At 51.1% G+C, this 18,461-nt stretch carries 9 protein-coding genes; 4 read left to right on the top strand and 5 right to left on the bottom strand.

Going from position 1 to position 18,461, the window contains the following annotated elements; all coding sequences use genetic code 11:
• On the bottom strand, nt 1-975 hold the full coding sequence (locus HBA55_RS18915; RefSeq protein ID WP_166994659.1) for a helix-turn-helix domain-containing protein: 975 nt from the start codon (nt 973-975) through the stop codon (nt 1-3).
• A gap of 134 nt (nt 976-1,109) precedes the next feature.
• Here HBA55_RS18915 and HBA55_RS18910 point away from each other — a divergent pair, with 134 nt between their 5' ends.
• Both HBA55_RS18910 and HBA55_RS18905 read left to right on the top strand, forming a co-directional pair.
• Nucleotides 1,110-1,784 (top strand): hypothetical protein, encoded by a 675-nt coding sequence (locus HBA55_RS18910; protein WP_166994657.1) that lies wholly within the window; start codon nt 1,110-1,112, stop codon nt 1,782-1,784.
• Nucleotides 1,785-1,904: 120 nt separating this feature from the next.
• Nucleotides 1,905-2,588 carry a YiaD family glycine zipper/OmpA-like lipoprotein gene (locus HBA55_RS18905; RefSeq protein ID WP_166994655.1) on the top strand — a complete coding sequence of 228 codons (684 nt, stop codon included), beginning with the start codon at nt 1,905-1,907 and terminating at the stop codon, nt 2,586-2,588.
• A 75-nt stretch (nt 2,589-2,663) separates the two neighbouring features.
• Here the strand turns inward: HBA55_RS18905 and HBA55_RS18900 are convergent, their stop codons facing one another.
• On the bottom strand, nt 2,664-3,230 hold the full coding sequence (locus HBA55_RS18900) for a gamma-glutamylcyclotransferase (RefSeq protein ID WP_166994653.1): 567 nt from the start codon (nt 3,228-3,230) through the stop codon (nt 2,664-2,666).
• 51 nt (nt 3,231-3,281) lie between these two features.
• Nucleotides 3,282-3,959 (bottom strand): Crp/Fnr family transcriptional regulator, encoded by a 678-nt coding sequence (locus tag HBA55_RS18895; RefSeq protein ID WP_166994651.1) that lies wholly within the window; start codon nt 3,957-3,959, stop codon nt 3,282-3,284.
• Between the two features lie 134 nt (nt 3,960-4,093).
• Here HBA55_RS18895 and HBA55_RS18890 point away from each other — a divergent pair, with 134 nt between their 5' ends.
• Entirely contained in the window at nt 4,094-5,260 is a 1,167-nt protein-coding gene (locus HBA55_RS18890; protein WP_166994649.1) for a hydroxymethylglutaryl-CoA reductase, read from the top strand.
• Between the two features lie 126 nt (nt 5,261-5,386).
• Nucleotides 5,387-6,169, top strand: coding sequence for a substrate-binding periplasmic protein (locus tag HBA55_RS18885; RefSeq protein ID WP_166994647.1), 783 nt, complete (start codon nt 5,387-5,389; stop codon nt 6,167-6,169).
• Between the two features lie 269 nt (nt 6,170-6,438).
• Here HBA55_RS18885 and HBA55_RS18880 read toward each other — a convergent pair whose 3' ends face one another.
• Both HBA55_RS18880 and HBA55_RS18875 read right to left on the bottom strand, forming a co-directional pair.
• Nucleotides 6,439-16,728, bottom strand: a complete 10,290-nt coding sequence (locus tag HBA55_RS18880; protein WP_166994645.1) for a pre-peptidase C-terminal domain-containing protein — start codon at nt 16,726-16,728, stop codon at nt 6,439-6,441.
• Nucleotides 16,729-16,883: 155 nt separating this feature from the next.
• Nucleotides 16,884-18,371, bottom strand: a complete 1,488-nt coding sequence (locus HBA55_RS18875; RefSeq protein ID WP_166994643.1) for a DUF3336 domain-containing protein — start codon at nt 18,369-18,371, stop codon at nt 16,884-16,886.
• Between the last annotated feature and the right edge of the window lie 90 nt (nt 18,372-18,461).

Below are 18,461 nucleotides of genomic sequence, written 5' to 3'. Positions count from 1 at the left end.
TCAGCCCACGGCACGACCTTGCTCAGCAAACTGGGCCTGGTATTGGCTCGGTGAGATACCAAACACTTTACGAAAATGGTGACGCATATTCATTGCAGTTTCGAAACCAGCGCGTTGAGCAATGGTCTCCATCGACTCGTCTCCAGCGGCCAACAGGTTTTGTGCCAGGTTCAATCGTTGTCGGGTTATCCACTCCTTTGGGCTCATACCCAGCGAAGCGCGGAAGTGACGGTCAAAAGTTCGGCGCGACATATTGGCTTTTTCGGCGAGAATATTGACGTCGATGGGATTGCGAAGCCGTTGTATTGCCCAATCCAGGGTCGAGGAAAAATGACTTTGGGTGGCAATCATTGGTGTTTCTACAAACTGCGCCTGGCCGCCGCTGCGATGGGGAGGAATCACCAGCCGACGAGCCACCTTGTTGGCTTTGTCGTGTCCAAAATCCTGCCGCACCACCTCCAGCCCCAGATCCAGTGCCGCCGCACTGCCGGCGGAACAACCGATGCGTCCGTCGTACACATAGAGAACATTGTTCACAAACGTCACTTGCGGAAAAAGATGGGTAAAACGTTCGGCGTAACGCCAATGAGTGGTCACCTCACGGCCGTTCAGTAATCCCGCTTCGGCCAGTAAAAACGCACCGGTACAAAATGACAGAATGCGACCGCCGTTGGTGTAAAACCGTTGCAGTTGCTGCGTAAGGTTGCTTGGCGATGCATCCCAGTCAGAATCCACGGCGACATCAGCGATGCACCAGCCGGGAATAATCAGCATGTCGTAGTCGTCCAGGTTCTCGATTTTCTTGACCTGGATTTCCACATTGCCCCGCGCACTGATTCGGTCTGAATCAAAACACACCACTTCGGCCCGGTACCAGTCCTTAAATTCCGGCCGCTCCATCGCAAAGATCTCGACGGCACAACCAAATTCAAAGGTGGCGAGGTTGTCGTAGGTAAGGATGGCGACGTTGATCATTTCGTCTCCTGCGGTGGATCGCTACACATGGCTCATTATTAACGAAGATTGTCTTTTAAGCCAGTGTCTGGCGGTCGTAAATTAACCAACAATATCCCTCCAGAAACGCAACCAAGGAAACAGGAGGGTTGACGATGAAATCAATGATTTGGGTTGTTGTGTTATTTCTTTTGGGTTTTGGCCTTCAGGCGCAAGAAGTGTCCTACGCTGCCCAGGTTTCCGTAAAAACCAAGTATCTGGGCAAGTTGGGTACCACGGTTGATGATCACGCGGTGTTGCAACCCTATATCGGGGCTAGCCACGACAACGGCTGGTACGGTTACCTGTGGCTGAATATTCCCCTCGAAGACGGCAATCCCAGGCGCTCGTTCGAAGTTGAGCCAAGTATCGGTTACCGCCGCCAACTGGGTGATTGGCAATGGGATTTATCGCTGACTCTGTTCGATATCCAAAACCCTCGGGTACTGGACTTTGTCGGTGATATTCTCAGCCCCAAGGTCATGCTGAGCCGGGGAGGTTGGTACCTGGAGGCAATTCACTATGAGGCTGACGGCGCTGATGACGGCCACCTTTTCGGTGGTGGTGGGCATTGGCGCCTGGAAGGCGGTCTCGAGCTGGAAGCAAGTTTGAGTTACGTAGACGGCCCTTTTGCCTATGATCCCATTGTCTACGGCAAAGCCAAGGCAGCCTGGTCATTGCCAATAGCAGGTATTTCGGTATTTGTAGAGGCGCTTGCGATTTTACAGGAGCGAAATCCGCAGGAGCCGCGCAGAGATCAGCTGGCGGTTGGGCTCACATACGCCTACTGATTTTGACAGGCATCCACCTGTAAAAACTTTGAAAAATGCCAACGGCGCCCGTCGCGGATTTCCGCCAATCACTATACTGTTAGGCTCAAGATTGGTTTAACGGAAGTTTCAGGAGATACAATGAACAAGCGCTTTACGGGCATACTCACGGGTCTTTGCCTCCTTGGCGCCCTGCCAGGATGCACCACCTTCGACCCCTATACCGGCGAAGAAAAAACCACCAATACTGCCATTGGTGCCGGTGTTGGTGCCGGCGTAGCTGCCGTACTGGCCTATCTGGACAACAGGGACGATGACAGTCGCAAACGCAATCAACGCATTCTGGCCGCCGCCGCGGGTGGTGCCGCTATTGGCGGTGGTATCGGCTATTACATGGATGTACAGGAAGCCAAACTGCGTAAACAGCTACGTGGTTCAGGCGTCAGTGTTGAGCGGGTTGGGGATAACATCAATCTGATCATGCCAGGCAATATTACCTTTGCCACCGACAGCAGCAATATCGCATCGGACTTTTTCCCGATTCTGGATTCTGTGGCATTGGTGTTGAAAGAATACAACCGTACGCTGGTTGTAGTCGGTGGCCACACCGACAGCGATGGAGCCGCCAGCTATAATCAGACCCTGTCCGAAGGTCGGGCGAGTTCCGTGACGGGTTACCTCAGTAGCCAGGGCATCCTGAAGGATAGACTGGAAACCGTGGGTTTTGGCGAAAGCCAGCCTGTGGCCAGCAATTCGACAGCTGAGGGTAAACAATTGAACCGACGTGTGGAAATCACACTGGTTCCTGTAGAGTCGACCACCTGATGGTTTGAGGTCCAACCAGGCATTGCCTGCAGCCGATACCTGCCCTCCGTCCATGGCGGGCAGGTGTCGGCAATATCAACAACTGATCTCTGCCAGATATTTCTCCAGCCGAAACACATGCTCGTCCTCGTAACACAGCTCCCGCAGTGACTGGGCCAGCTCGGTAAGATAATCACTATTGTGGCCGCTGGGGCCCTGAGATGAGGCAATGTGCTGTGCGATATCCCGTTCGGGAGCCGGCCCCAGAAAAGCGCCATTGTCCTCCCGGGCTATATACACCACGCCAGTGGCATGGTTGCCATCGTCAAAAGTCAGCTCGGTGGCCACCCGCAGATATCCGTTTTTTTCCCGGTAATCCAGATGCTCAAATTCCCCGGGGGTGATCAGATAGGCCACGCCGCCGCAGTGGGCATCCTGCTCCTCGATTAAGGTAACGACCCGACCGGGAGAGTCAGGGGTGCCCCGGTGATCATGGGAGCCCTGCCAGAAACGCCGGGCATAGTGGCGGATGCTGGCGGGACGTCGCTGCAGATACGGAAAGTCCACTTTGTAGATCAGGGACCCATAGCCGAACACCCACACGGGTTCGTGCGGGTCAAAGTCGGCCATCAGGCGATTGATTTCGATGGTGTTGGCGGTCACGGATGAATCTCAATGCGGTGTCAGCCGGTTATTCTATTATCCCGAGAACCATTATCCTACATAGTTATTGACCAGCAGTTGCAACTGCTCCACAGACTCAACCCTCACATCACCGTAGTGGGTACTGACCCACCCCTTCTGTTGCCACTCCTTGATGACACGATAAATGCTCTGGCGGGTCACGCCCAGGCTCGCCGCCAGCTCTTCCTGGGGCAGTTTGATCCCATGTTGTTCGCGTACCCTGTGCATTTGCAGCAGGTTCTTGGCCAGCCGGATATTGACGGGCAGGAAGGCCGTATCCTCAAAGCGTTCACCGGCCAGTCGCAGTCGGCGACAGAATACGGAGACAAAATGCCGGTACAGCTCCGGTTTTGCATCCAGCAGTTTCATCAGATCGCCACGGGGAAGCGAGAGTATGCGCGCTTCTCCCACTGCCTGGGCGCTCTGGCCCCGGCGTTCACCGTCCAGGGCGGAGCTTTCACCAAACCAGCGGCCGGGGCCCTCCAGACCAAACAGGAAGAACTTGCCGCTGGGATTTTCACCGATCAGTTTGATGGCGCCATCGAGAACCCCGTACAGCGCCGTAGGTTCGTCGCCCTTCAGGTAGATCATCTCTCCATCAGCGTATATCTGCGTGTGGCAGAAGCCGGCGAGCTTTTGTTTGGCGTCGGCTGGAAAGTGCTGGAACAGGCCACTTTGGTCCAGCTGCTGTCGAATGGTGATAGCCAAGTGTCTGGGCTCCCTCTGGTGTCCTGTCCGGTAATCGCCAAAGAATGTAACATTTTTAACGGTCTCATTGGGGTAAATCCCTATTATGTTTCCATCACTTCTCAATATTGACTGAACCAGAGACAGAGAGACCCATGTCAAATCGCATCCCCAGAGACAAGAACAACGACTACACCAACGCAATCGCCCAGGCCCGGCGTGACTTCGCCACGGAAAAATCCGGCGTTGCCTTTGAGCATATCGGCAATTATGCTTTTGACCCAGCGGTCACCGCCGGCAACATAGAGAACTTTATGGGGGTGGCGCAAGTCCCCGTCGGTCTGGCCGGGCCCCTGTTGATCGATGGCGAGCACGCCAAAGGCGAGTTTTATATCCCCATGGCTACCTCCGAGGGCACTCTGGTGGCCAGCTACAATCGCGGTATGCGCCTGCTGCGTGAGGCCGGCGGCGTAAAGGTCTCCGTGGTGGATGACGCCATGCAGCGTGCCCCAGTCTTTATTTTTGATGATGCTCGCGAAGCACGCGATTTCAGTGAATGGGTAACCGCGAACTTTGCTTTGATCAAGGAAGTGGCAGAAACCACCACCCGATCCGGCAAGCTTCGCAATATTGAACAGTACCCCGCTGCCCGCATGCAGTACCTGCGCTTTAACTACACTACCGGCGATGCCGCCGGGCAGAATATGGTGGGCAAAGCGACTTTTGTGGCTTGCGAGTGGATCATGTCTAACTATCCGGGTGCCAAGCGCTATGTGTTGAGCGGTGCTATGGATACTGACAAAAAGCATTCCCAACTCAATACCCTGCATACCCGCGGTAAGCGCGTAATCGCCGAGGCCACCATTCCGGGTGACTTGCTGCAATCTATTATGGGCGTGACGCCAGACATGCTCTATAAACAGCGTTCCATTACTCAGGTCGGCAACTTTATGGCCGGCTCCTCCAATACCGGTGCCCACTCCGCCAACGGTATTACCGCGATGTTTATCGCCACCGGGCAGGATGTTGCCAATGTTTCAGAATCTTCCGCAGCGGTTACCTTTGCCGACGTGGATGACGAAGGCAACTACTACATCGCCATCACCATACCTTCCCTGATTGTCGCCACCTTTGGCGGTGGCACCGGTTTGCCGACACAGCAGGAGTGCCTGAAATTGCTGGGCTGTGACGGTGCCGGCAAGGCCCGCAAGCTGGCGGAAATTATTGGTGGTGTGGTGCTTGCTGGTGAGTTGTCGCTCAGCAGTGCAGTGCTGGCCGGAGACTGGGTGACCAGTCACGATGCGTTGGGGCGTAATCGTTAAGTTACACTCTGAAAACGCACAGGGAAGGTGCGATTCCAATTGACATTGAGCATATCGACTAAAACCATGAAAGCATAAAAACATGCTACTATTGCATTTGTGACAACATGCCGACAAGTGGGCAAAATGAAATCGGTGATGACTACTTTTCTTCACTTGTCGGCCATTACCCTTTCTTGTTGGTACAGTGGTTCTTGCGCTGCTGAAGACGTCAAAGTCTCCTTGCCCGAAATATATGGCCTAATTCAGGCTGATGCACCGGGCCCATACCAGAAAATATTAGCCGAAGCTTCAAAGAGATCAGGTTATTCAATTTCTGAGAACGTATATCCCATAAAACGCGCAATTATGACCTTCATGTCGGGGCGAAGCCTGGCAGTCGTCGGTTTGGCCTCTGAAATACTGCGGAATGTCGATAGCAAGAATATCGTGGCCACATACCCTCTAAGCGTGTACAAGGCTTTTATTTTTACCAGGAAGGGCGAACCGGCCATATCAAGTATGAGCCAACTTAATGGCAAGGTCGTGGGGATAACGCTTGGTTACGAATTTAATTCCGTTCAATGGGACAAGTACCAAATAAACTTACAGCACTTTTCCAACGAGAAATACCAATTTAACAGACTATATGCGGGACGTGTCGATGCGATCGTTGGTTTTCTGCCTGACTGGATCCCGTTTCTGGAGTCGCTGTCCTATGACCCCGAATTTCCGATAGAAGTTGGCTACGACTATATTATCGTCTGGAACAATCCCAAAGGCCGTCGTTTTGCGGAGAAGATTTCATACGCGTTGCTGCATATGAAAGAGGATGGGACCCTAAAAGAGATAATGGGCGATCGTTATATGGAATTTGACTATCGACCCAGTGAGCCCTATGAATGGAAGCCTTCGCTGACTCAGGAATAGGCCTCGGTCATCTTCCAAAGTCCTGGCCAATATGCTAGAGCACGAAAAGATAGAAGTGCTGATCGCGATCGGTATCTTACGCAGCAAAATCAAGGGTATGGTGTCATGTCGTAATCGACGGGATGATCTACACTCCCTACCGATGCCACGGCTACGATGATTCTGAACGAGCGCTTTTCCCCGATGAGATCGCCATTAGATTCTTGGCATTGGGCAGTAAACCACTGAGGCTACATCAATATTGCGGTGTAGTCGACGAATAGCAGCGCTCAGGAAATCCAAAAGGAGTTCCAGAGTGCTTGATTTTCAATAACGTTTTCTAAAGTCATGTTGTCACTGTCAATAGAATAATCGATTACCTCCTTGGCGGCTTCCACTGTGCGGGTGTCGAAAGAAACGGCCGACAGTACCTCGCTGATACCGTATTCAAATTCTCTATCAGAATGCAGCATAAGTTGTTCAACATAATACATAGAGACATCGTGTTTGTTCCTAAGCAGGGCGCGATCCTGTTCACCTCCGGTAGGGCTGTACGCCGCATTGATCACTGCCAGAATAAAAAGCTCTTTGGGCAGACCTCTGTCAAGTTCGGCCACCCAATAATCATGGCCTTTCTGCGCGGGCGCGCGGTTAAACAGGTTCTGGTATATGGCACTGACAAAATCGCTACTACTGGAGCCCGCCGGATAGGTGGACTGGTACTCAGGTTGTTGAGAAAAACTGGTAGCGATATCCGCGAAGGTCATTGATCCACTGTAAAGTTCCTTAAACCAATAACTGAGACCCGTAGTGTTGGGAGCACGGCCGAAATAGGCCAGATAGAGATCACTGAGCTTGTCTAGCTGTTGCGACACGGTCGACTCCAATTCGCCTTCACTGCCATCAGGGTCAATAAGATCTTGTAGTTCGACATTGACAGTAAATGCATCACCGAGTTCGTGACCGAAGCCAATGTATTCAATATCGGAGAGTTGGTCATTACCCTCATCACTTTGGATGGCACCGTCAAGGTAGATATATTGACTGGGGAGGTAGCGGACGGCATAAATGTCGGTACCAGCGCCTCCAAATACGTCATCGTCCCCTTTGGTCCCAATCAGGATGTTGTCACCTTCATCTCCATATCGTGATTCCGATACATCGGTGACTGCCGCGGTGGCGGCACTGCCCAGTCGTTCAACGTGTCCTTTAGCATCTGTAAAATTAATAATAACGTGAATCTGTTTGCCCGTGTGCTCTTGACGCAGATTCAGATTAACTCCCGTCTCGCCCTCAAGTTCGTCGCCGTCTGCGTACCACTGATAGTTGAGATCTCCCAAACCGTCCGGATCGTTTAGCCCGGCATTAACGGTGAGAGTTTCTCCCTCTCGTGTATCACCCAGAATTTCAATGGAGCCGGCAACGGGAGTATTCACTGAACTCTGGGGTTCAGGACCGTCGTGTGATACCGTCAATTGATAAGCTGCATAATTTTCCCAAGAGCTATTATCTTCGGCGGAGATAACAACGTAATACAGTCCTTCAGAATGGGTCTGCAAGGTCAAACTATCGCTGTGGGTAGTGGTATAGCGCACCAAGTTTTCCCGGTTTTCATCAAAGACTGTGATGGTAATGTCGCCGAGAGTGTTACCCGGAAGAACATTCAGATCGAGGTTCAAATTGCCGGCGCCCCCCAGGTTTAAACTGTAGGTATCAACCTTATCCTGATTGGAGAGCCAACCGTTCGTTGCGGTTTCCAATGAGAGGCGGTCGGCATTGCGCAGCGAGTCGTTGCCGTCGCTTTCGAACTGTGCCAAGGGAATTTTTTCCAGATTGGCGGCTAATTGGTAATTGCCGGTATCATATCTGTCCGTGCCGAATGGCGCTATTCCAATGTAGTAGCGTCCACCGCTATCGACGCCAAGATGATAACTGCGGTCGTTGCCGGTCGAAAACTCCGTGATTTCAACCCCTTCGCTATCAAACAATGACAGGGTGAAATAATTAGTGCCACTGGTGCTGGGCGTATCCAGGAACAGGCTTAGTACTCCCCTGTTATCCAGGTCGATGGCGTAAAAATCTTGGTCTGTCGCTCCTGCAATCTGACCGGTTTTGTTGGAGCCGAGATTCAAGAACTCAGCAGTGTCTAGGCTGTTGTTATCCTCCTGCTCGATCAGATTCTGGGTTCCAGCATCAAACTCGACTGATACTTGGTAAACTCCGCTGCTCTGGTGCCGGTCGTTATTGGTGGATAGTCGTAGATAGTAGATACCTGGTTCGCGAATCGCGGCTTGGAAATAGTCGCTGGTTCCAGTTTCAAAGTACGCCAGACTTTCCTGTTGCTCGTCTAACAAGGATAAGATGAAATAATCCCCATATTCCCTGTCGGGTAGATTGAAATCGATACCCACAATCCCCGCTTCGGTAACTTCTACAGCAAAAAAATCGTTGTCAATAGCATCGAGCAACTGACCAGTCATTTCTTGTCCCAGCAGCAGCGGAGTGGCATTGACCGCGGAATCGTTTTTTTCAATCTCGGCTTGCCAGGATAAATGCTCGTGACTGAGGGTAAACTGGTAAGTGTCAGAGCTGTAGTCGTAGTCATTGGTTGCAGAGATACCAAGAAAATAGCGGCCCGACTCAGCAAGCGACAGTTTGAAATCCTGATCGGCGCCTGTTCGATATTCTGCCAATCGATTACCACTTTCATCCAATAGCGTCAGCGTAAATGCATTCCAGTCGCGATCCCTGAAAGTATCAAAATCAACGGACAGTGTGCCGGGCAAGCTTATATCGAAAGCAAAATAGTCTTTATCAGGTGGGGCAATGATTTGGCCACTGATCGAAGTGTCCATCCCTATGATATTGGCGCTTGAGAGACTGTCGTTTAGTTCGAACTCCAACCCCTCCACACTACCGCTTACATGACTGGCAGTGATTCGATAGGGGCCTGAGTCAAAATCATTGTGGCTGTCACCAGAAAGCCCCAGATAATAAGTTCCAGCGGCCTCTGTTATGACGCGGTGAATGCCATCTGAACCCGTAAGATGTCTGGCCAATAATTGCCCATTGCCGTCGAGAACCGTGAAAACGAAAGTGGAGTAGTTTGGATCGTCCGTCGGCAAGTCCAGTTCAACAGACAAAATTCCGATAGAGTCGACGGTGACCGCAAAATAGTCTTGGTCGTCGTAGCCCAGCAGCTGCCCGTTGATGGCCTGATTGAGCTCGATATCGGTGGCAAGATCGAGAGTGTTATTGTGATCAACCTCAAAAACCGCAAAGGTACTGGGCAGAAGCTCAGTGGAAATCGCGTAGGGGTCAGAGTCATAGTGGGTCCAATATCCCTCCGAGGTCACTCTTAGAGTGTACACACCGGCGTTGGCGATCGGCATGAGCAATGAAGTGTCGCCACTGATTCCGAATGTATTTATCAGGTTGCCGTCGCCGTTTAGTAGAGAAAGTGAATAATAGTCTTCTGAGTTTTCAAATGGCGCATCGAAGTGAACGTTTAGCACTGCTGCGTCGCTCGTCTCGAACCGGAAGTGGTCCTGATCGGAGGAGTCCACTATCTGACCATTGATGGTCTGACCAGCAACAATAACGTTCGCGTGTTCAGGATTATCATTGTCTTCCAACTCAAAATGGCCGGTATCGCCTGCAGCAAGCGAGGTGGTCAACACATAGGCGCTGGTATCCCGGGGGTAACTGAATTCCTCTCCCGCGGAGACGGAAAGGTAGTAGGTGCCTGCCGACCTGATGGCTGCCTCATAGACTCTATCGACCCCCGTCTGGAACTGAACGATCTGAAGACCCTGTTCATTCAGCACAGACAGTCTGAAATCATCGTCGTAAAAGTCATGGGTGGGTACATTAAAATCCAGTGTCAGTACGCCTTCTTCATCGATCACAAGTTCATACAGGTCAGTGTCATGTTCGTTAGCGATTTGGCCGGCTATGGTGGAATTCAGAGCGAGGGAGTTGGCCGATGTGCTGTTTTCATTTGATTCGGATTCAAAAGCATCCGCCAGATCTGTATCGTGGGACACCGAGAGGCGGTAGACCTCAGGCCGGTAATAAAATCGGTCGGCGGATAACTGAATGTAATAGCGGCCTGCGTTCTCAGTAGTGACATGAAAGGCAGATTGGTCCAGTGCTTGAAAGTACGCCAATTCCCTTCCATCTTCATGGAAAACGAAAACATTGGTGTAGTGCCAGTGGTTATCCGGATATTCGAGTTCAATAGTCAGTAAACCACTATTATCGACATCGATGCTATAAATGTCGGTGTCTGCTTGAGAACTCAATTGTCCTGACAGTGTCTGTTCGAGACTCAGTTCGTTGGCTTCACTGCGGCTATCGTTGTTCTCTTGTTCAAATGCAGCTGTGCTACCCTGGTTAAAATCAGCCGTCAGCTGATAATGAAAGCCGGAAAAGTAATAATAACCACTCCAGGACACAGAAATCTGGTAGGTCCCCGCTTCATGGAGTGGAAGACTGCGAGTGCCTACTCCGTGAACAAGATAGGTCGATAGGACATTTCCTGAGGCGTCACTCACAACCATAGAATAAGGCGAGGTATCGTTGCCAAAAGTTGGAAGATCAAATGCCAAATCGAGGACGCCTTCGCCGGCGACCGAAACGCTAAAGAAATCGATGTCGAAATTGTCCATCAGCTGAGCAGCTACCGGTTCACCCAGGATCAACTCCGTGGATCCGACGGCTGTGTCGTTATCCTCCTGCTCATAGGACTGAGTGAAATCATCCAGGGACAGTGGTGTCAGACGATAGCCGTCGGATACCGGGGTTGTTCCGGTAGCCGGGGTCAATTCCACATAGTATATGCCTGCCTGGTGTGCCGCGAATGTGAAAACATGCTCTCCCCATCCAGATTCCTTGGCCTGCAATACCCCTTCATTGTCGTAGAATTTGACACTGAATCTACTGAAGCCGTTGCGAATTAACGATTCCAGCCCTAGTGACAGCAACCCCGGTCGATCCAGTGTCAGAGCGTAAATATCCCGTTCATCCCCCTGCAGTAGATTTCCCTCTATTCCCCTTCCCATTATCAGCGGTTCGGCGGTTTCAAAGCTGTTATTGGGTTCTGACTCAAATACTCCGTCTGGCAAGGGCTCTTGGTTGACACTGAATTTGTAAGTAGAAGTACCGGCATAGTGATTACCATCGGACTGGAACTCGAAGAAGTAGGTGCCAGCATTGGTGAGTGCAATTTGGTACTGCCGGTCGAAGCTGGAGGGTAATCGTACAATGACGTTGCCGGCCTGATCCATGACTGTCAATGAGAACGATACTGCTCCTTCCGGTGGCTCTACTTCCAGGCCGATTATGCCGCCACTGCCAATGTCAACCCGATATACGTCTCTAGTGTTGGATTGTTCGAAGGTGCCGATGACATCGCGGCCCAGCTCAATTATTTGGGCGGTAACGAGAAGGTCATTGTGATCGGACTCAAAGTCATCCAGCGGGCTCGACACCTCATTAACGCTAAAATGATAGCTGTTGATAGTGTCGTAGGAGGAGAGACGAAAATAGTAGCTGCCTGCAGCAGGCAGTAAAAAGCTGTAATCTTGTTGACCTTGTGCTCTTGCCGAAGCGATTTGCTCACCTTGCTGAGTAAATACCTCGATGGAAACCACTTCTTCCTCGTCGACCGTTACCCCAGTCGTCAACAAAACAGGGGAGTCGATATCAACTTTATAACTGTCCTTGTCGCCTCTGGAAAGCTGTCCGGTTTTTGTGCCACCAATAGCGATAGCGTTGGCACTGGCAAGGTCGTCATTTGATTCTTGCTCGAAGGCATCTGCTGGGATTTCGCTAAACCCGGTTGTAAGCGTGTAGTTTCCGGAGTGGAAGTAATATGAAGATTCCGTAGATACCTTCAAGTAATAGGTTGCCGCTGCATGTGCCGCGAAACGAAAATCTTCATCTCTACCTGTACGGTACTGCACCAGCTCGGTTCCTTCGTTATCCAATAGGCTAAACGTGTAGTGATCACTACTGCTGTCTGTTGGAACATCAACGTCGATACTTAATACACCGGAACTGTCCGTTTCTATTTCATATAAATCGACATCTTCGGCGTTGGACAATTGCCCGATAACACTTGCGTGCAGGTCAAGTGGATTAGCTTGAGCGATCAGATCGTTGTTTTCGATTTCGAAGTTTTCAGAACCCATGGCGGTCAGATTGACTTCGAGTGCGTAATCTTCAAGGCTGTAGTTGTTCGACGAGTAGGGAGACACCTCTAAGTAATAGAGACCAGCCTCGGGAGCGGCAGCGTAAAATACGGAATTATCCTGCACATGAAAATTTGCCAGCGTTTTTCCTTCTGAATCCAACAGCTGCATAAGGTATCGGGTCTGGGAGCTGTTGCCAATCAACGACGTCAGGTTAAGTTGCAGGGCGCTTGGGGAATCGACATCAAATGAGAATACATCCCTGTCATCACGATCAATCAAATATCCGGTAATTGGGTTGCCAGGGTCTATAGGGGTGGCATTTTGCAAAGAGTCGTTATTTTCTACTTCCTGCCCAATGATGGGTTCTGCAATGTGATCGACAGATATCTCATAGGCGCCGGAATTGTACCTATCCATATTGTTTGACATGGCAATATAATAGATACCGGCACTGTGGACAGTGACACTGAAGCTGTCATCCTGCCAACTTTGCCATTGTTCCAGGCGCAAGCCTTCACTGTTCAGAACTTTTATCGCGAAGTGATCGTCATAATAGTTAGTAGAAACCACATTCAGATTGATTTGCAGGTGTCCACTGGTATCAACTTCAACGGCATAGAAGTCTACATCATCAATGGTAACCAATTGCCCCGCAATGTTTTGCCCCAATGCAAGTGAATTGGCGTTTTCGATGGAGTCGTTACCTTCTATCTCCAAGCCTTCCAGAGAAGTGGCTGTATGGGAAGCTGTAAATGTGTAGTTGTCTGTTTCCAGATAATGCTCCTCTCCCGAAACCTGCAAGAAGTAATCACCGGCATAGGGGGTGGAGAATTCGACGACTTGATCTCTCCCCATACTTTGTCGAGCAAGGGGAGAGCCGTTTGCATCCAGCAGTGTTAAACGAAAATAGGCTTGCCAGCTGTCGGTTGGAACAGCCATGCTGATATCGAGCAGACCTATCTCGCCTACGGAAAATCGATAAAGGTCTTCGTCGATCTCGCTGGCCAGTTGCCCCGTAACAGTCTGACCAAGCTCTATTGGATTGGCAGTATTGGGGGTGTTGTTGGATTCCAGCTCATAGTTATTATTGCTGCCGGAAGAATGGCTGAGAGTAATACCGTAGGTTCCTGAGTCAAAAGCGTTCGTTATGGCGGTCCCGACTTCGACATAGTAGCGACCGGCGTCAGGTGCAGCGACTAGATAGGTCCTGTCTTGTCCAGTATGATAGCGGGCAATTTCGGCTCCCTCGGCATTTCGGACAGAAAGCCGGAATATATCTGAATTACTTGAAGTAGGTACATCTAACTCAATGGTGATGAGTCCGGCGCTGTCTATGTCAACCTGATAGAAATCCTGATCGTCACTGCTCGCCAGTTGCCCGTTCATCGTTCCGTCAAGGATTATCGTGTTTGCCTCCATCAGGCTGTCGTTATCTTCTCTTTCAAAATCCCTGCTGGAGTCACTGGTGATACTGACGTTAAACCGATAATCACCTGAGTCGAACGAATAGCGCCCAGTGGCAGACAGGCCAATGTAATAGGTACCTGGCTCCGCTATATAAGTGCTGAAAACCTCATCCCGGCCGGTTTGAAATTGAGAGAGTATGGTTTCTTCATCGTTGCTCAGGTTAAGATTGAAATAGTCTGAGGTGCGGTTGGTGGGAACATCCAGATCAATATCCACGACTCCAGCTTCAACAAAGGTAACAGCGAAGTAATCAACATCATCTGCATTGGTTAAATGCCCAATCATGTCGGTGTTCAGTGTCAGGGTAGAGGCCGTGGCCGGGGTGCCATTAACTTCTTGTTCATATCCATCAGTCGGAGCGGCAACAAAGCCAGTGTTCAGTTGATAGTTGCGGTCGTCGTGCGAAGAGGCGCTGGTGAGGCTCACGAAATAGGTTCCTGCAGAGTGTACCGCCAATCGGAAACTGCTATCCCTGCCGGTTTCAAACTCATCCAGGTTGTTGCCTTCATTATCGTGAAAGGCGAGTTTGAAGTTGTTACGGTATTGATCCGAGGGAGCATCAAATTCGATATTCAATAAACCGGGTTCGGTGAACTCGAGCCGATAATAGTCTCGATCATCGGTACTCAGCAGTTGACCGATCACGCTATTGCCGGCAATGAGAATATTTGCGTCGGCCAGGTTGTCGTTGTTTTCGATTTCGTAGCCTGCTGCAGTCGCTGAGCTGATAGAGGTGGTTAACTCATAACTGCCGGAGTCATGCAGGTAATCGTTGGCGGTGGCGATCCGAAAATAGTAGGTTCCAGCCTCTGGAGCGGCTACTTTGTAGTTTCCATTCATTCCTGCCATAAACCGACTCTGGAGGGTTCCCGTTTCATCAAGGAACTCCAGGCTAAAGTATTTCTCGTAACTGGAGATGGTCGGTAAGTCCAATGTGACATCCAGTATTCCCGGTTCGTCGATATTGACGGAATAATAATCCTGATCTTCCTTGTCAATCAGTTGTCCGTTGATGGAAATGCCTATGCTGAGTTCATCGGCGGTACTTTGTGTATGGTTGGGTTCACTTTCTACGGAAGTCGTATCACCTTCAGAAAAACTGAGGGAAAACTCGTAATCCCGGTACGCTAAATGGTTGTAACTAAAACCAGCAGACCATTCGGCGAAATAGGTTCCAGCAGCAGGCAAGGCGACTTTAACCGGCTTGTCAGCCCCGGTTGGGTAGGTGGCCAGGGGAGTACCAGCGGCATCCAAAATGGAAAACTCAAGGTAATCGTAGTATTGGTTGTTGGATGACACGTCTAACGCCGCTGTGAGGGTGCCAGCGTCTTCGACTGTAAAGAAAAAGTAATCCCGGTCTGTATTGGAGACAACCTGCCCACTCATATTCTCGTCGAGATGAATGGCGGTGGCACTGTTCATGGAATTGTTGTTTTCAATTTCCAGGCCATCAAGACCACCGCTGGTCAGGGAGGCAAAGAGTTGATAAGCGCCGGATGTAAAACCACCTTCGTCAGTGCCGGATATCTCTACAAAGTAGGTGCCAGTTGCATGTACGGGAAAGCTGTAGGTGCTGTCCTGCCGTGTCTCTACATGTTGCAGCAACTCACCCTCGGAGTTGCGCAGGCGTAATGCAAAATAGTTGCGGTAGCTGTGAGTAAGCTCGGGGATGTCCAGTTCAATGGTCAGGAATCCCGCTGACGTAACTTCGACTGAGAAAAAGTCGCTATCGCTATTGCTAGATACTTGACCTGTAGTCGCTACTTCGAGGGGAAGTCGGTTGGCAGTACCAATGGTGTTGTTGTTTTCGAACTCAAAAGCGTTGGAAGACTCTTGGGTGTTCTTGACAGTAATACTGTAAACGCCTGAGTCATGTCGGCCTTCACTGGAACCGATGCTTAGATAATAAATCCCGGCTTCGGCTAACCCGACCGGATAGGTTCCATTTTGCCCGGTATTGTATCGGGCCATCTCCTGGCCTTGCTGGTCCAGTATCGACAGACTAAAGAACTCGGCTTGACCGTAATTGGTAGCCAGGTCAAGTTCTATATCTACAGCTCCTGCTTCATCAACACTGAATACGTAGAAGTCGAGGTCATCTGAGAAGGCCAGTTGACCAGATATGGATTCACCCATGGTCAGGCTGTTTGCTGCCAGCGTCGAGTCGTTGCCCTCTCTTTCGAATTGCCGGGCAAAGCCATTCTCGTGGTTGACCGTAATCTCATAGTGTTCAGAGCTGAATCGGTACTGGCTTTCGGCTGATACACCTACATAATAGGTACCTGACTCCGGGTTGGCGATTTGATAATCGCCCCCGTCCGAGCTGAGAAAACGCCCCAGGAGCGTACCGTCGCTGTGTAGTAGCGTGATAGCAAAAGGATAGTTAGTGTTTTCCGAGGCCTGGTTCAGACTGATGTCAACAATGCCAGCACTTTCTAGCTCCAGAGCGAAATAGTCTTCGTCGGTGCCTGATGACAAGCGGCCAGCAATGGATTGGCCCAGGACTACTGAGGTCGAACTCCCGGAGGTGTCATTGGGTTCTTGTTCAAGCGGCACATCATCGAGACTTGCGGTAAACTCGTAGATGCCATCGTCGTAGTAGAAGCTATGGCCTACCGAGATCCCAACGTAATACGCTCCTGCGGATTGTGCCAACACTCTGTAATTTCCGCCCGCCCCGGTACGGTGCTCCGTTATCGTGTTTCCTTCGACATCCAGTACAGAAAAGGTAAAAGAATCGATATGTTGATGATCGGTTGGCAGGTCCAAGTCAATATTCAGTATTCCGGAGTTTTTCAGATCGATTCTGAAAAAGTCCTGATCACTGCTATCGGAAAGTTGTCCGCTGGTGGGAGTATCAAGAGAGGTATGGGTTGCAGTGTTGTAGGTGTTGTTGCTTTCTAGCTCAGAAGCCATGCTCCGCCTTTCCCTGGGATATAATGTCCTTGGTCAGAGCGCCCACAGAGGGCGCTAACTTCGTGCGATTATACGTCGCTTGGGAAGGCGGTCAAACAGCAGGCAAGCTGGATATCGTTGACGTGTGATTTATGGTCAATGTGAGCGGGAGGTGATCAGCTCTCGGCTGCTTTCTTACAGGGCTGATACTTTTCCAGATACCTGTCCTCGTACTCACTCAAAATACGATCCAGGGTGCGGCCAATCAACGTCTGCACCCGAATCATTTCCAACTTCGGCCAGGTGGCGCGCTCGCCCATCAATACCAGCTTGCGTACATCCTTTTCGTTCAATTGAGATAACAGCTTGGCGGGATTAAAGAACTTCGTTGACGGCAAAATATTGATGTCACCGATATAATCCTGATTCACCACGGACAGTGCCATGTTGGACAGCCGCGAGAGCGCGGGGCTGCGGGACATGGGTTTACGCATAATCTCGGCACTGGTGTTCAGCCAGGTGCGAGCGGTTTGCATTCCCGCGTACTTGATCTGCGACATGGGGCCGCCTTCGCGCTTGCTGTCGGTAACAAACGGAATCACATGGGGATTGGTCTGGCTGACGATATAGTGGTTCACACCGTAAAGGCGTGCCAGGCGCTTGGCCGGCAGATCGTCACTGACCGAGCCGTCTACCCACTGCCTTGAGGGCAGGTACGCCTGACGCTCACCGTGATCGTTCTTGGCCGCCAGTGTCACCGGTGGGTAAACACCCGGTACCGCGGTAGACGCAAAGATGGCTTCGCGAACAAACACATTGGGTGAGGTAAACGCATTCAGGAGGCGTGAAGTCTGGTGGGTTTCCACTGGCGCGATAGAGACGTTCAGGTGGCGACCGGTGAGCTCGAATGCCTCCTGAAAGGTCAGGTCCGGCAGAATTCGGCTGATGGTCTCACGCACAGCTTCTGCGCCCATTTGCCGGGGCATGATTTCATTCAACAAATTGCCCAGGACTCCACCGCGCTCCTCGTCCCGCTCATAGGCGTTGAGCATGGTTTCAACGCTGAGCATTTCCTGCAGCTTATCCTTGGGGTAGCAGCTGACGATTGAACCCACCAGGGAGCCACCACTGGAGCCGGACAGCACGTTCGGCAACAGATCGTGATCGAGTAATGTACGGACCACACCCATATGGAAGTAGAGCAGGGTTCCCGAGCCACTCATCATAAACGCGCTGCTGCCAAAGCAATGGTGGGCACGACGGAAGAAGTCCAGCTTTTGTTCGAATGGAATGCTGTCGGTTTTGTCGTCGGCCAAATGCTCCAGGGCATCGACGATCTCATTGACGTAATCAACGACCAATTGCTTGGTGCCGAATTTGGCCTTGAGGTACAGCTTGGAGCTGCCCATGCCTCCCATATTGCCGTGGATACCTTCATTGAGGGTAAACAGCAGGCCCTGGTCATCGTGGCGGGCGCGCATCACCCGTAAACGGTCGAGGCGGGTGCGGATGGAGACGTAATCGTACCGGCGGGATTGGTCCATCGCCTTCCAGCGATCCAGCCCCTGTTTTTTGTCGAAGGCCAGAGCGGCATCGCGCCATTCATCGTAGGTCGTGGCGGCGGCCATGGCCTTTTCAAATTTCCGAGTTGTAGATACGAGCATTGACAAGTTACTCTCAGTCAAGCGGCGACTCAGGAGGTGCGGTTTTTTGTGTATGCACTCATCCCGGGTCTGTGACCCCAGCTCTCTGCA

This window comes from Pseudomaricurvus alkylphenolicus (assembly GCF_011683955.1).
Classification (GTDB): domain Bacteria; phylum Pseudomonadota; class Gammaproteobacteria; order Pseudomonadales; family Cellvibrionaceae; genus Pseudomaricurvus; species Pseudomaricurvus alkylphenolicus.
This window is presented reverse-complemented; position numbering and strand designations above follow the sequence as displayed.